General features: G+C 68.6%; 16 protein-coding genes. 8 read left to right on the top strand and 8 right to left on the bottom strand.

What is annotated here, in order from left to right; translation table 11 throughout:
• The first annotated feature begins 4 nt into the window (after positions 1 to 4).
• Genes G8A07_RS10580 through G8A07_RS10595 form a run of 4 tightly spaced genes read left to right on the top strand, consistent with a single transcriptional unit; the run spans position 5 to position 3,010 of the window.
• Positions 5 to 787, top strand: a complete 783-nt coding sequence (locus G8A07_RS10580; RefSeq protein WP_195796962.1) for an SDR family oxidoreductase — start codon at positions 5 to 7, stop codon at positions 785 to 787.
• Positions 788 to 792: 5 nt separating this feature from the next.
• The gene (locus G8A07_RS10585; RefSeq protein WP_195796963.1) at positions 793 to 1,434 is read left to right on the top strand and encodes a YceH family protein; all 642 of its coding nucleotides are present in this window, start codon (positions 793 to 795) and stop codon (positions 1,432 to 1,434) included.
• Complete coding sequence (locus tag G8A07_RS10590; protein ID WP_195796964.1) at positions 1,431 to 1,850, top strand: thioesterase family protein; 420 nt, start codon at positions 1,431 to 1,433, stop codon at positions 1,848 to 1,850. Before G8A07_RS10585 ends, G8A07_RS10590 begins: the two co-directional genes overlap by 4 nt.
• A 17-nt stretch (positions 1,851 to 1,867) precedes the next feature.
• A complete protein-coding gene (locus G8A07_RS10595) occupies positions 1,868 to 3,010 on the top strand; it encodes a cyanophycinase (RefSeq protein ID WP_195796965.1) in 1,143 nt (380 codons plus the stop codon).
• A gap of 6 nt (positions 3,011 to 3,016) precedes the next feature.
• Here the strand turns inward: G8A07_RS10595 and G8A07_RS10600 are convergent, their stop codons facing one another.
• Together G8A07_RS10600 and G8A07_RS10605 are read right to left on the bottom strand one after the other, a co-directional pair.
• Positions 3,017 to 4,243: a S9 family peptidase gene (locus G8A07_RS10600; protein ID WP_195796966.1), complete on the bottom strand. Its 1,227-nt coding sequence runs from the start codon at positions 4,241 to 4,243 to the stop codon at positions 3,017 to 3,019.
• A gap of 96 nt (positions 4,244 to 4,339) precedes the next feature.
• Entirely contained in the window at positions 4,340 to 5,233 is an 894-nt protein-coding gene (locus G8A07_RS10605; RefSeq protein WP_249937297.1) for an MBL fold metallo-hydrolase, read from the bottom strand.
• A gap of 99 nt (positions 5,234 to 5,332) precedes the next feature.
• On the opposite strand from G8A07_RS10605, the gene G8A07_RS10610 reads away from it, so the two are divergent.
• Genes G8A07_RS10610 through G8A07_RS10620 form a run of 3 tightly spaced genes read left to right on the top strand, consistent with a single transcriptional unit; the run spans position 5,333 to position 6,479 of the window.
• Entirely contained in the window at positions 5,333 to 5,638 is a 306-nt protein-coding gene (locus G8A07_RS10610; protein WP_195796967.1) for a helix-turn-helix transcriptional regulator, read from the top strand.
• Entirely contained in the window at positions 5,635 to 6,066 is a 432-nt protein-coding gene (locus tag G8A07_RS10615; RefSeq protein WP_213086263.1) for a YeeE/YedE family protein, read from the top strand. Before G8A07_RS10610 ends, G8A07_RS10615 begins: the two co-directional genes overlap by 4 nt.
• A complete protein-coding gene (locus G8A07_RS10620) occupies positions 6,063 to 6,479 on the top strand; it encodes a YeeE/YedE family protein (protein WP_195796968.1) in 417 nt (138 codons plus the stop codon). The genes G8A07_RS10615 and G8A07_RS10620 overlap by 4 nt, the downstream gene beginning before the upstream one ends.
• Positions 6,480 to 6,533: 54 nt before the next feature.
• Here the strand turns inward: G8A07_RS10620 and G8A07_RS10625 are convergent, their stop codons facing one another.
• The 5 genes from G8A07_RS10625 to G8A07_RS10645 all read right to left on the bottom strand — a co-directional run bounded on the left by G8A07_RS10625 (position 6,534) and on the right by G8A07_RS10645 (position 12,491).
• Positions 6,534 to 9,620 (bottom strand): S8 family serine peptidase, encoded by a 3,087-nt coding sequence (locus G8A07_RS10625; RefSeq protein ID WP_195796969.1) that lies wholly within the window; start codon positions 9,618 to 9,620, stop codon positions 6,534 to 6,536.
• A 41-nt stretch (positions 9,621 to 9,661) separates the two neighbouring features.
• Complete coding sequence (locus G8A07_RS10630; protein WP_195796970.1) at positions 9,662 to 10,366, bottom strand: PEP-CTERM sorting domain-containing protein; 705 nt, start codon at positions 10,364 to 10,366, stop codon at positions 9,662 to 9,664.
• 402 nt (positions 10,367 to 10,768) lie between these two features.
• Entirely contained in the window at positions 10,769 to 11,311 is a 543-nt protein-coding gene (locus G8A07_RS10635; RefSeq protein ID WP_195796971.1) for a LuxR C-terminal-related transcriptional regulator, read from the bottom strand.
• A 13-nt stretch (positions 11,312 to 11,324) separates the two neighbouring features.
• Entirely contained in the window at positions 11,325 to 11,732 is a 408-nt protein-coding gene (locus tag G8A07_RS10640) for a PaaI family thioesterase (RefSeq protein ID WP_195796972.1), read from the bottom strand.
• A 60-nt stretch (positions 11,733 to 11,792) separates the two neighbouring features.
• On the bottom strand, positions 11,793 to 12,491 hold the full coding sequence (locus G8A07_RS10645; RefSeq protein WP_195796973.1) for a LysR substrate-binding domain-containing protein: 699 nt from the start codon (positions 12,489 to 12,491) through the stop codon (positions 11,793 to 11,795).
• Between the two features lie 80 nt (positions 12,492 to 12,571).
• Here G8A07_RS10645 and G8A07_RS10650 point away from each other — a divergent pair, with 80 nt between their 5' ends.
• Complete coding sequence (locus G8A07_RS10650; RefSeq protein ID WP_195796974.1) at positions 12,572 to 12,754, top strand: hypothetical protein; 183 nt, start codon at positions 12,572 to 12,574, stop codon at positions 12,752 to 12,754.
• 243 nt (positions 12,755 to 12,997) lie between these two features.
• On the opposite strand, the gene G8A07_RS10655 is transcribed toward G8A07_RS10650, so the two are convergent.
• The gene (locus G8A07_RS10655) at positions 12,998 to 13,960 is read right to left on the bottom strand and encodes a hypothetical protein (protein WP_195796975.1); all 963 of its coding nucleotides are present in this window, start codon (positions 13,958 to 13,960) and stop codon (positions 12,998 to 13,000) included.
• Positions 13,961 to 14,281: the final 321 nt, after the last annotated feature.

The raw sequence follows: 14,281 nt of genomic DNA on the forward strand, positions 1-14,281 counted from the left end.
AGACATGAGCTACAGCATCGATCTGGCGGGCCGGGTGGCCCTGGTGACCGGGGCCTCCAGCGGCCTGGGTGCGCAGTTCGCCCGCACCTTGGGCAAGGCCGGCGCCTGCGTGGTGCTGGCCGGGCGGCGCGTCGAGCGGCTGAAGGCGCTGCGCGCCGAGATCGAGGCCGGCGGCGGCGATGCCCATGTGGTGAGCCTGGACGTGACCGACCTGGACAGCATCAAGTCGGCCGTGGCCCATGCCGAGACCGAGGTCGGCACCCTGGACATCCTGATCAACAACTCGGGCGTCAGCACCACGCAGAAGCTGACCGAGGTCAGCGGCGACGACTACGACTATGTGATGGACACCAATGTGCGCGGCGCCTTCTTCGTCGCGCAGGAGGTCGGCAAGCGCATGCTGGCGCGCGCGCGCGGTGCGGCGCCCGGCACCTTCATCGGCGGGCGCATCGTCAACATCGCCTCGATGGCCGGCCTGCGCGTATTGAGCCAGATTGGCGTCTATTCGATGAGCAAGGCCGCGGTGATCCACATGACCAAGGCGATGGCGCTCGAGTGGGGCAAGTACGGCATCAATGTCAACGCGATCTGCCCCGGCTATATCGACACCGAGATCAACCATCACCACTGGGACACCGAGCAGGGCAGGAAGCTGGTCGACCTGCTGCCGCGCAAGCGCGTCGGCCATCCGCGTGACCTGGACACGGCGCTGCTGATGCTCTGTGCCAACGAGAGTCATTTCATCAACGGCGCGGTCATCCAGGCCGACGACGGATTCGGAGTCTGATCCCCATGTCCCTGAGAGTTTTGACCGCGCTGGAAGCGCGGGTGCTGGCCGTGCTGGTCGAGAAGCAGTTCACCGTGCCGGACAGCTATCCGCTGTCGGTCAATGCGCTGACCCTGGGCTGCAACCAGAAGACCGCGCGCGATCCGGTGATGAATGCCGGCGAGAGCGAGGTGCTGCGGGCGCTGGACGAGCTGCGCGGCATGAGCCTGGTGAACCGCGTCAGCGGCAGCCGGGTCGACCGCTACGAGCACAACTTCCGCCGCGGCGTCAATGTGCCGGGCCAGGCCGAGGCGCTGCTGACGATGCTGATGCTGCGCGGCCCGCAGACGGCCGCCGAGCTGCGCGCCAACAGCGAGCGCCTGCACCGCTTCGCCGACATCTCCTCGGTCGAGGCCTTCCTCGCCGAGCTGGCCGAACGCCAGCCGCCGCTGGCCGTCAAGCTGGCCCGCGCACCCGGCGCGCGCGAGAGCCGCTGGGCCCATCTGCTGTGCGGCGAGGTGGCGGAGAGCGCCGCCGCGGCGGGCGAGCCGGCCTCGCGCGACGACGAGATCCTGCAGCTGCGTGCCGAGCAGGCGCGGCTGGCGGCCGAGCTGGAGACGGTCAAGGCCCAGCTGGCCCAGATCCGCGGCGAGCTGGGGCTGGCATGAGGCTCGAGATCCCGGAGCAGAAGACGCTGGTGCACGAGACCCGCATCCCGATCCGCTGGGGCGATATGGATGCGATGGGCCATGTCAACAACACCGTCTACTTCCGCTACCTGGAGATCGCGCGGGTCGAGTGGCTGGACTCGCTGGGCGGCGCGCCCAACCCGGCCGGCCAGGGACCGGTGATCGTCAACGCCTTCTGCAACTTTTACCGGCAGCTGGCCTATCCCGGCGAGGTGCTCGCGAAGCACTATGTGTCGAACCCGGGCCGCTCCAGCTTCGACACCTGGATCACCCTGGAGCGGACCGACCGCCCCGGCGAGGTCTGCGCGGCCGGCGGCGCCACCACGGTGTGGATGGACTTCCCGGCGCAGAAATCCGCGCCGCTGCCGGACTGGCTGCGCGCGCGGCTCGGCTGACGGCCCGGGGTCGGGTCTTGCGCCGCCCGCTCCTGCTGCTGCTGGGCGCGCTGCTCGCGGTGCCGGCCGCGGCGCAGACCCTGGTCGCGATCGGCGGGGCGCTGCGTTTCGAGCATCGCGCGGTCTGGCAGCGCATCGTGGCCGAGGCGGGCGGGCCGGGCGCGCGCTTCGTGGTGCTGGCCACCGCGGCCGGCAATCCGGCGCGCGCGGCGGAGCGGGCGGTCGAGGCCTTGCAGCGCGAGGGCGCGATGGCGAGCTGGCTGCCGGTGGCGCCGGCGTTGCAGGGCGTGGACCTGAAGCGCGAACTGCAGGACCCAGCCCATCTGGCCCGGCTGCAACAGGCCGACGGCGTGTTCTTCACCGGCGGCGCGCAGGCGCTGATCGTCGACACCCTGCGGCCGGGCGGGCGGCCGACCGCGCTGCTGGAGGCGATCTGGGCGCTGTACCGGCGCGGCGGCGTGATCGCCGGCACCAGCGCCGGCGCCGCGGCGATGAGCCACACCATGTTCCGCGACGCGCCCGATGTGCAGCAGGCCCTGCTGGGGCGACTGCGCGAGGGCCATGAGATCGGCGACGGCCTGGGCTTCGCCGGGCCGGAGCTGCTGATCGATCAGCATTTCCTGCGCCGCGGCCGGCTCGCGCGATTGCTGCCGCTGATGGTGGCGCGCGGCTACCGGCTCGGCCTGGGCATTGAGGAGGACAGCGCGGTGGTGATCGGCCAGGGCCGGCTGGAGGCGGTCGGCCGCGGCGGCGCGCTGCTGGTAGACCTGGGCGCGGCCGCCCATGATCCGGCGCTGGGCGCCTTCAATCTGCGCGGCGCGCGGCTGAGCTTCCTGGCCGATGGCGACAGCCATGAACTGTCCAGCGGGCAGACCCGGGCGGCGGCGGGGCGCACGGCGATGCCTGCGCCCGGCCCGGCCGTCGGCGCGCCCGCGATCCATCCGGAGCTGCTGCGCGAGGGCGCGCTGTTGCGGGCGATGGCGGCCCTGCTGGCGCCCGGCGCCGGCGAGGCCTTCGGCCGGGTGGGGGACTTCGAGTTCCGGCTCTACCGCGATGCGGCAACGCGGGGCTGGCGCGAGGCGGATGACGCTGCGGCCCCACCCAGCATCGCCGGCATGGGCCTGGACGTACGGCCGTTGGTACCCGAGCCGCCGCAGTGAGTCGGCTCAGAGATCACGCGCCAGCGCGCCGATGCGCGCCAGCATGAAGTCCCAGTAGGGCAGCACGCAGGAGCGGTGCCCGGCCGGCCGGGCCGGGCAGTCGGTCAGCGCGGTGTCCGGCGCGCCGCGCGAGCGCATCGCTTGCAGCGCCTGCATCGCGCTTTCGTAGGGCACGGTATGGTCCTCGCGGCCGTGGTAGAGCCACAGCGGTCGCTCGGGGCGCCAGTCGTGCACATTGCTGTCGCGCTCCAGCGCGGCCTCGTCGTCGGCCAGGTAGTTGTCGATGAAGTCGGGCCTAAAGCGCACGTCGGCATCGTCGCCCAGCGCCTCGCGCAGCAGGTGGTCGCGCACCAGCCGGCGCGCCGCGACGCCCAGGTTCTTCATCAGGGTCGGGTTCAGCAGCCGCGCCAGCAGCGGGCTGTGCTCGGCGAAGCGCTGCTGCCAGGCGTCCAGGGTCGCGCCCACATGGTAGGGGCCGGCCCCGGGCACGCTGGCCACCAGCTCGGCATGCAGCGCATGGGCGCCGCTCTGCAGCGCGCGGTGCGCGGCCATCGTGACATAGCCGCCCTCGGAGTAGCCGGCCAGGAACAGCTGGCCGTTGTCGGCGATGCCCTGCTCGCGGCGCCAGCGCTTGGCGGCGCTCAGCAGGTCCAGCACCGCGGCGGCCGAGGGCGTGGCCAGCAGATAGGGATGGGGCAGGCCCTTGCTGCGGCCGTAGCCGACATAGTCGGGCGCCAGCACGATGTAGCCGGCCGAGGCCAGCAGCAGGGCTGGCTCCTCCGGCACCGCATGGTTGCTGGGCGCGCGCTGGTCGCGCGCCAGGGTGCCATGCTGGTAGCTCAGCACCGGGCTGCCGCTGCCCTGGAGCTTGAGCGGGATGCCCAGCAGCGCCGAGGCCTCGACCAGGTGGCCACTCGCGTCGATCGTGTGATAGTCGAGCCGCCAGGCCTGCACGCGGTAGCGCGGCGTCAGCTGCGGCGCGCGGCCGCCGGCTTCGGCCAGCGCGGCCCGGAACTCGTGCAGCTCGAGGGTGTTCAGCAGCCGGGCGCCGATCGGGTCGCCCTGGCGGGCATCGATGCGGACCACCTGCGGGATCGGCGGCAGCGACTCGATGGCGCCGTCATGACCACCGCCGCAGGCCTGCAGCAGGCCGCCCAGCAGCAGCGCGCCGGCGGCCAGCCGGCGTGAGGCGAAGGCGAGAGTACGGAGTCGGACCCTATGCAGAGACAACATGCGCGGCCCCTTGTCTGGGGTCGAGCATAGGCATGGGCGAGGGGTGGGCGGGATAGCCTGTTTCGGGGGATGCGCGCACCCGGCGCGCGCGCAAACTCAGCGCTTGTCCGGCAGCGCGTTCAGCGGGATGCGCAGATAGGCGATGCCGTTGTCGTCCGGCGGCGGCAGCTGGCCGGCGCGCACATTGACCTGGATCGAGGGCAGGATCAGGGTGGGCATCTCGAGCGTGGCATCGCGCGCCTGGCGCAGCGCGACGAACTGCTCCTCGCTCAGGCCATCGCGCACATGGATGTTGCGTGCGCGCTGTTCGGCCACCGTGCTCTGCCATTGCGGCTCGCGGCCGTTCGGGTAGTCGTGGCAGACGAAGATGCGGGTTTCCGGCGGCAGGTCCAGGATGCGGCGCATCGAGCGGTAGAGCTGGCGCGCATCGCCGCCGGGGAAGTCGGCGCGCGCGCTGCCCAGGTCGGGCATGAACAGGGTGTCGCCGACGAAGACCGCGTCGCCGACGCGGTAGGCCATGTCGGCCGGCGTATGGCCGGGCACCAACAGGGCCTCGATCTGCAGCTCGCCGAGCCGGAAGTGCTCGCCGTCGCGGAACAGATGGTCGAACTGGCTGCCGTCGGGAAGGAAGCCGCGTTCCAGGTTGTAGAGGGTCTTGAAGGTGGCCTGCACCTCGCGGATATGCTCGCCGATCGCGATGCGGCCGCCGACGCGCGAGCGCAGGTAATGGGCGGCCGACAGATGGTCGGCATGGGCATGGGTCTCAAGGATCCAGTCCACGCCCAGGCCCAGCTCGGCGACCCGCGCCAGCATCGCGTCGGCCGACTGCGTGCGGGTGCGACCGGCCTTGACGTCGAAGTCCAGCACCGGATCGATCAGCGCGGCGCGCCGGCTCGATGCATCCCACAGCAGGTAGGAGATGGTGCCGGTCGGCGGGTCGTAGAAGGCCTGGATCTGCGGGGCCATGGGGTGGCTGGCGCTGCTGCTCATCGGAATGTCCTTGCTTTATTGATTGACATTATATTTTTTTGTATATTGTTTGCAATGAAGAAACCCGCCACCGCCCTTGCCGAGCCCGCGGAGATTGACATGGCGCAACTGCGCACGGCCGCCGGTCTGGCGGTGGCGCGGCTGAAGCTGCTGGCCAACGAGGACCGGCTGCTGCTGCTGTGCCAGCTCTCGCAGGGCGAGGCCAATGTCGGCGATCTCGAGTCCCGGCTGGGCATCCGCCAGCCCACCTTGTCGCAGCAGCTAGGCGTGCTGCGCAACGAGGGCGTGGTCGAGACCCGGCGCGAGGGCAAGAACATCTACTACCGCATCGGCGATGCGCAACTACTGCCGCTGCTGGCCTTGCTGTACCAACTCTACTGCCCACAGGAGGGGGCGACATCATGATGATCGAAGTGGCCTGGGACCAGTTCACCCCCTGGAGCGCGCTCGCCGGCGGGGCGCTGATCGGCCTGGCGGCCGCGCTGTTGGTGCTGCTGAACGGCCGCATCGCCGGCATCAGCGGCGTGCTGGGGGCGCTGCTGCAGCCCAGCGCGGAACGCGGCTGGCGCCTGGCCTTCCTGGCCGGGCTGATCGGTGCGCCGCTGCTGTGGGGCCTGCTGGCCGCGCGGCCGGCGCCGCGCATCGACGCGGGTTGGGGCCTGTTGGTCGCCGCCGGGCTGCTGGTGGGGCTGGGCACGCGCTATGGCGCCGGCTGCACCAGCGGCCATGGCGTCTGCGGCCTGGCGCGGCTGTCGCCGCGCTCGCTGGTCGCCACCCTGGTGTTCATGGCCGCGGGTTTCGCGGCCGTCTTTGTCGCGAGGCATCTGCTGTGAAAACCATTCTGAGTGCCTTGCTGGCGGGCCTGCTGTTCGGCCTGGGCCTGATCCTGTCCGGCATGGCCGATCCGGCCAAGGTGCTGGGCTTTCTCGACCTGGCCGGGGCCTGGGATCCCTCGCTGGCCCTGGTGATGGCCGGTGCGATCGCGGTGGCCCTGCCGGCCTTCGCCTGGGCGGGGCGGCGCGAGCGCGCGCTGCTGGGCGAGGTGATGCAGCTGCCCGCCGCGCGCCGCATCGACCGCCGCCTGGTGCTGGGCAGCCTGGCCTTTGGCATCGGCTGGGGCCTGGCCGGCTTCTGCCCCGGACCGGCGCTGGTCGCGCTGGGCCTGGGCGAGGGCAAGGCGCTGGTGTTCGTCGCCGCGATGCTGGCCGGCATGGGTCTGTTCGAGCTGCTGGAACGCCGGCGCTAAAAGCATGAAAAAAGCCACCCGGGCGGGTGGCTTCGATGCAGAGGCGGTGAGCGCTCAGGGCGTGATCGTCACCACGTCCGACTCGCGGGCGGTGCGCGCGGTGCGGTGCAGCAGCAGCAGGCCCTTCTGCGAGGGCGAAGCGGTCGCGCCGGCCGGGTTGCTGCCGACCGGCAGGACGTCGTTGTAGCCCATCGGCACGGTCAGCGAGTCGCCCAGCGGGCTGGTGAAGCGCGGCGCGGACAGCGTGTGCTTCATGTTGACCACCGCATCGGTCAGGTCGCCGGTGAAGTAGTTGTCGAAGGCGTAGACCGAGAAGCTGAACTGCTGCGATGCGCTGGTGATGCCGATGTCCGAGGCCTGCACCGTGTAGACGATGTTGGAGGACATCAGGTCCGCATCGGCGTAGAAGCGCACCACGGTCGCGTTGGTGGCCAGGTTGCGCACCGTCACCACCGTCTGGCCCGAGGCGCCGAAACCGGTGTTCTCGCTGTTGTAGACCGCGTAGTCGGGCGTGCCGTCGTTGTTCGAGTCCACATAGACGCTGTACTCCGCCGGATAAGCCGGATGGGCACGCTCGCCATAGGACGCGATCGCGAACTGCAGCCCCAGCGGACCGCCGAGATTGACCTGGCGCACGCCGACCGCCTTGATGTCGGCCAGGATCTGGTTGCCACCATAGGGCGGCGCGCTGGTGCTGCTCTGCGGGCTGGTGCCGGTCAGCGCGAACACTTCCACCGGACCGGGCACCGCCGCGTTCAGGTTGCTCAGCGGCAGGTTGCCGCCACTCGCGCCGCCCAGCGCCAGCGAGGGGGCGGCCAGGTTGTTGGCGCTCTTGCGCGGCAGGATATGCCAGGGCAGGGTGGCGCCGTCCGTGCCGTCGGAGACCGTGATGTAGCCGTCGTACTCCATCGCCGAGAGCAGCACGCCGTTGCCCTGGTTGGCGGCCGAGCCCAGGTTCCAGGCCGGCAGCTTGCTGGCGTCCAGGCTCAGGGTCAGGGTGAAGGACGAGCTGCCGTTGGCCGGCACCGTGATGCTGGCCGGGGCGCTCAGCGTCACCGCGCCGTTGGCCTCGTCATTGGCGTAGCGGAAGCCGCGCGTGATCGTGTAGGTGCGCGGCGAGGCGCCGTAGTTGCGCACCGCGACCTTCTTGCTCAGGGTGCTGTTGCCGGCTGCCTTGACGGCACCGAAGGACAGGCCGACGCTGAAGGGGTTGCTGGCATCCCACAGGCCGGTGGTGATGCTTGCCGCCCGGTCGACGCGCACCTCGCCGCCGCCGATGCGGGTGATCGGCGCGAGCACGCCGGGCTGGGTGGCCGGGTTGGTGTAGACGGTGGTGGTGGCCGAGTTCATCAGCCGCGACTTGATCTCCGAGACCGTGGCCGCCGGGAACTTCTGCAGCAGCAGGGCCGCGGCGCCGCTGACCACCGGGGCCGCGCCCGAGGTGCCGCCGAAGGCTTCCTCGCCGGTCGCGGTGCCGGTCAGCGCCGAGATCGAGGCGCCGGGCGCGCCGATCTCGGGCTTGAGCGCCGCGAAGTTGAACGAGGGGCCGCGCGAGGAGGTCGTGGCCATGCTGCCGGCCAGCGACAGGGCATTGGCCGCGCTGACGCTGACCGCCACCGTGCCGTCCGGCCGGGCCTTGATCAGGTTGCCGGTGGCCTGCGTGATCACCAGGCTGGGGTTGAAGGGCGGGGTGCCGGTGCCGAAGCTGAAGCTCGGCGCATCGCCGGCCACATTGTTGGCGATCAGCACGCCGATCGCGCCCTTCGCGCTGGCGTTGGAGACCTTCTCGCTGATGTTGCAGTTGCCGCGGTCGACCAGGGCCACGGCGCCCGTGAGGTCGGGCGTCTCGGCCGGGGTGCAGGCCAGGCCGCCCAGGCGCACGGTGCCGCTGAAGCCGGCGCCGAGCGGGGCCCAGGGCAGTTGCGCGGTGTTGGCGTAGCTGCCGGCGATCGCCGCCGGCGCCGTGATGAGCAGCGGGATCGCGGTGTCGGTGGGCATCGCGGTCTGGGCGACGCTGATCGCCTCGGCCGCGTTCGAGGGCGAGCCGACCACGAAGGGCTTGTCGCCCGAGTTGCCGGCCGAGGCCACCACCACGATGCCGAAGCGCGCCAGGTTGGAGACGGCCTCGGTCGCGGGGTTCTCGCGCTGGCCGTAGTTGGCGCCCAGCGAGAGGTTCACCACATCGGCCGCGTCGGCGAAGCTGAGGTCGCCGCGCGGGTCCATCGCCCATTCCAGGCCCTGCAGGATCGCGACGCCGCTGCAGCTGGTGGTGACGCTGGAGCAGACCTTGACCGCGTAGAGCTTGGCGTCCGGCGCCATGCCCTTGTGCAGGCCGTCGAGGCTGGCGCCGGCGGCGATGTCGGCCACATGCGTGCCATGGCCGGCGCCGGTGCCGGCGTCGATCGGGTTGGCGTCCGGCGCGAGCGGGCCGTTGGGCCAGCTGCCACCGACGAAGTCATAGCCGCCGATCACCTTGGCGCTGGGGTACAGGCCGGCCGGCGCGGTGCCGTCCGCCGCTGCCGCGGCGCTGGCGAAGGCCGCCGGGTTGCCGGGGCCGCCGAGATTGCGGTGGGTGTAGTCGATGCCGGAGTCCAGCACCGCGATCTTGACGCCCTGGCCGGTCAGGCCCAGGTCCTGCAGCGCCCGGGCGCCGACATAGGGCACGCTGTTGCGCAGCGAGGTCTGCAGGTCGACGACCGGACGCAGCGCGCTGACGCCGGCGATGCGGGCGATCTGCGGCAGCTTTGAGGCGTCGGCCGCGATGACCAGCGCGTTGTAGCTCTTGCTCAGGCGCGTCAGTTCGGTGCCGCCCAGGGTCTTGATCTGACCCATCACCGCGTCCTGCTTGGACTTCAAAGCGGACACATAGGCCTGGCGCTGGGCCAGGGTCATGCTGCCGCCGGTGCGTTTGGCGTTGGCGCCGACGGCCAGGGCCAGCGGCTGGTCGGCCAGGCGCACGACCACCTGGACCGTGCCGGTCTGCCGGCCCAGCTGGGACAGGGCGGTGCCGGTGACGGGGCTGGCCAGCGGCTCGACCGTGGCGGCGCGCGGCGCGAGGCCTTGCTGGGCATGGGCCGCGCTCAGCGTGGCGATTGCAGCGCCGATCAGGGCGGCGCTGCGCAACAGGGAATGGGAAACCATGGTGGCGGATCTCCTAGACGAAGAAGTCAATGCCGATGGGGTCAGGACTTGCGGGCCGAGCGACGCGCGGCCACGGCGCCGAGGCCGGCGGCCAGCAGCAGACCAAGGCTGGCCGGCTCGGGCAGCTCGCCGTTGGTGGCGCCGGTCAGTGCGATGCGGTAGCTGCGCGCGGCCTCCTCGAAGTTGAGGAAGCCCTCGGTCCAGCCGGCCAGCGGGCCGGCGGTGGGGTCGCCGCCCAGCACATCGTTGGAACCGCCGCTCAGGAAGCTGGCCAGGTTGCTGGCGTCATGGGCGATGAAGCCGCCGACCGCCACCGCGAGGTAGTAGACGCCGTCGCTGAGCGGGCCGGCGCCATGGCCGCTGGGCAGCAGCGAAAGCAGGCCGTCGGCATCGTCATTGCTGTAGACGCCATGGCCCGCCGCATCGAACAGGTAGAGGGCGGTGTCGAAGTCCGAATCGCTGGTGGTGCGGGCCGAGAAGGTGGCCGCGTTGATGCGGATCTTGTAGAGGTCGACCTGGTAGAGCGGGTTGCCGCCCACCGCAACGCTGGTGGTCAGCGCGCCGGTGATGGCGTCGAGCGCGTTGAAGCTGCTGTCGTAGGTGACCTGGGCGGTGTTCAGCAGGTCGCCGGCGCCGGCGAGGCCTTTCTCGTTCCAGACGACGCCGGCCGAGGCGATGCCCGGCAGGCAGAGGGCGGCACCCAGCAGGGCGGCGGCCAGACCTTTGTTCTTGAAGACGCGTTTCATCGATGGGACTCCTGTGATGGCTTTTTGCTGCGATCCATGACCATACGAATGCACTGACCAGGCATCGTGATCGAGCCGCAAACCTTCCCACCCGGAGTTGTCCCTACTGCTTGATGAGTCCCCCGTCCCAGGACTGTGCGCCGCTCGTCCCACCTCATGGCCCTGTAGGACCTCGGGCGGATCACCATGCCGCGAGCCGCGACCATAAGCGGCCCGGCGCCAAAACCATGTCGCCCGGCGCCCCTGCATTCATGGGGCGGGGTAAACCCGTGAAGCAGCGCGCCGGGTGTGAGTTTCGGCACGCTTTACAGAGAGAAACGGGCGCCTGTCGCCCATCGAGGCGTACTGGCGCACCGCGGCGGCTCCTAGGGAATGTCCGGGGGTACCCGGCAGGCCCGCGGCTCAGCTCAGCAGCTTGTGCACCAGTTCCGGCGTGGTCGCGGCCTCGTACTTCTTCATCAGCCGGGCGCGGTAGACGTCGACGGTGCGCGGGCTGATGCCCAGGCGCTTGCCGATCAGCTTGCTGGTCAGGCCCTCGATCAGGAGGGCGGCGATCTCGCGCTCGCGCGCGGTCAGCTCGGCCTTCAACTGGCGCCGACGCGACAGGTCCTCGAAGCTCCAGATGCCCTCGGCATGGGGGTCGGCCGGGTCCAGCGCGCGGCCCGAGACATGGCACCAGAACAGCTCGTGGCTGCCGACGCGGCGCATCACGCGGTCATCGGCGTAATAGCCCTGGGCATCGAGCATCGCGAGGATGCGCTCGCCGGTGTGCTCGAACTCGGCCGGGCTGGGGTAGAGCACCGCGAAGCTCTGGCCGATCAGCTGCTCGCGCGTGGCGCCGAACATGCGCAGCAGCAGCTGGTTGCAGTCGATGATCAGGCGCTGCTTGGACAGCACCAGGCCGATCGGTGCCATCTCGAAGGCGGTGCGGTAGTCCAGACCCATCACGCGGGCCGGCTCAGAGCAGCGCGTAGGTGGTGGTGGCCTGCACGGCCAGCCGGCCGTCGGGGTTGGCGATGTCGATGGTGCCGAAGGCCAGGCTCTTGCCGCTGCGCAGCACCTTGGCCGAGACCAGGCAATGATCGGCCGAGATCGGGCGCAGGAAGCTGGTGTTGAGCTGCACCGTGGTCATCGGCCGGAACTCGCCCAGCTCGGCCATCATCGCCAGCACCATCGCCGTGTCGGCCGCGGCCATCGCGGCCTGGCCGCACATCACGCCGCCGACATGCACATAGTCGCGCTTGACCGGCATGCGCAGCCGCACCTCGCCCGGCCCGGCCTCCAGCACCTCGAGCTCCATCGCGATGATCCAGGGCGCGAAGATGGATGGGATGGCGGCTTGCAGGTCGCTGGCGGGGAGGGACATGGTGGCGGGCTCGGCTGGGTGGGGGTGATGGGGAGGGCTGCGCGCAATGGTAGCGGGCGATCAGCCCGGTGCCGCCGCCGTGGCCTCCTTCAGCAGCGCGCCGAGCCGGCGTGCGCCCAGCCCGGCACCATCGGGATCCGGATAGACCAGGTAGAAGGCGCCCCAGCGTTCGGCGCCGCCGATCAGGGGCAGGGGGCGCAGCCGGCCGTCGGCCAGCTCCTCGCGGATCCAGTCCTCGGCATACCAGGCGAAGCCCAGGCCGAGGCAGGCGGCGCGTACCGAGGTCGAGCGATGGCTGACGGTCAGGCGCTGCTGGGTCACCTGCCAAACACTGGGGCGCTCGCGCCGCTGGCCGCTGTCGCGGATCACCAGATGGCGGTGCGCGCGCAGATCTTCCACTGACAGTGGCCGGCCTAGCCGGTGCAGTGGATGCGAGGGCGCGGCCGCAGCCAGCGCGCGGTAGCGCAGCAGCACCTCGCCGGTATGTCCGGGCGGCACGCCGTCGGCACAGATGGCCAGGTCCACCTGGCCGCCCAGCAACAGCTCGTCGGTGCCGCTGACCACCGATTCGAACAGCTCGACCCGGGTCTCCGGCGACTCGTCCGCGAAGCGGCGCAGGCATTGCAGCAGCGGCTCCATCGGGAACAGGCTCTCCACCGCCAGGCGCAGCTCCAGCTCCTGCCCGCTGGCCAGGCTTTGCGCGGCGCGTTCCAGCCGAGCGGACTGGTCCACCAGGGACTTGCCACGCCGGTACAGCACCTGGCCCGCCTCGGTCTGGCGGGCGCGCCGGCCCGGCCAACATCTTCCTGGCCATCGAGCGACGCATCAGCCTGCAGGGCATGCTGGTGTCGGACCATCTGGACCTGATGCCCGAGTTCCAGCGCGAAATGTTCGGCTGGATCCGCGCCGGCCAGGTGCAGCTGCGCGACACCGTCGTCGACGGCCTAGCCCAAGCGCCGCAGGCCTTCATCGGGCTGTTCAAGGGGGCGAATGCCGGCAAGATGCTGGTGCGGATTCAGTGACTTCCTGCTGAATCAAGACACAAGACTACCTGTATTGCATGCGGCGCCGCTCGAACACACGGCTTTACATCGTTCTCGGAGATGGCTCCTGGACTCTTAAGCCCAGACTATCTCGACGGTATGTCCTGTGGTGATTTAACGTGAGACTCTGACCTTCAGGGCCGTCAGAGTCTCCAGAGTAACTAGAATTCCCTTGTGATCAGGTTTGTAGCTGTAACTGGCTGCCCTTTGTGCGGCTCGCAATTAGGTGGGAATACAGGCCGGTCGGCAAGGATTCGGTATTTGCTTGTAAGAGGCATATTCTTCGAGTCGCAAACTTACTCCCAATTTGGGAAAGCTTATCCTCAGACGCTCTCCGGTGACGAAGGCACCAAATCCAGGTGCACGAGCCATGCTGACGGTGACAATATCACCCTGAAATCCTGCCCATAAGTTATCTCTGATATAGGCGGCCGCATTACCAAGAGGTGGGATCGGCCACTCCTTGCCGGAAAGCGCTTCGTCCAGTCCCATGAACTTGACTGGCTTCAAATTCAAACTGTCTGCCTGAAATCCACGGTCAAGCATTTGATCCATGTAATTTCCTGCTTTTGAAGTTGCGAATTTGTCGACCAAATCACCAATCAATGGAATCCATCCCAAAGAAGTAGAGCAGCTTTCTTGATGGCTGACTTGAGGCGCCTGGGCAACAAGCCCGACCAGCGTGCCGGAAACCAAGTCAAGACGGCCCTTGCTTGCCGACAACTCGCCGGAGTTGATAGTTACCCGACACTTGACTTTGACTCCCCAATATCGATCCTCAACGTCCATGTTTACTGTTGCGCGTAATCCTCCCATGGTCACGTCCGCATGGTTGTTGCCAGGTGTGTGGCTGAAGGTGAAGTTTATGGGGCCGTCAAGGGTGACGTAATGTGAACGATACTGACTATGTGCTTGCGCCTCATTTCTAATAACTTCGTGTAGTTTCGTGCCGAGGTTGAAATATACTGAATTGATCGCTTTTGTCACTGGACTCAGTACATTGTCGCTATATCGAAATCCTGTGGATTTGTAGGTGAAGGATTTCGTCGCGCCTCCATAATTGACAATGGCGGTCATGGATCCGTCGATCTTTTCATAACTTTCTCCATCTGCGATGGCGATATTGGAAGTCAGCAAGATAGAAGCAAACAGTAGTGAATTTTTAATTCTTCGGTCATTCTTCATAAATACCCTCCTTGGTGCTTGTGGTGATGACCTATATGCTTGGTAGGCCATCTGCCTCCATGCTGGCATAAGCCTTATGCCGATAGCACCCTACTTAAGGGTGGTTGAGGGCGATGTGCGACGGTTATCTCTTTGTTTTACATAGAGAATTTGGTGAAAACCCTAGTTCCTTGTGTTGCAATAACACTGGGTAAACCCTGCTGTGGAGAAGGCCCCTCAGCTGGGCGCTGAAGTGGCTTTTGGCGGATCGGAACAACTGAAGTCAGGCTTGCACGGCGCGTTAGGCGAATTTACGTAATGCCTACGTAACGCCTTAAGTAG

Origin of the sequence: Roseateles sp. DAIF2 (assembly GCF_015624425.1) — a bacterium.
Taxonomy (GTDB): domain Bacteria; phylum Pseudomonadota; class Gammaproteobacteria; order Burkholderiales; family Burkholderiaceae_C; genus Kinneretia.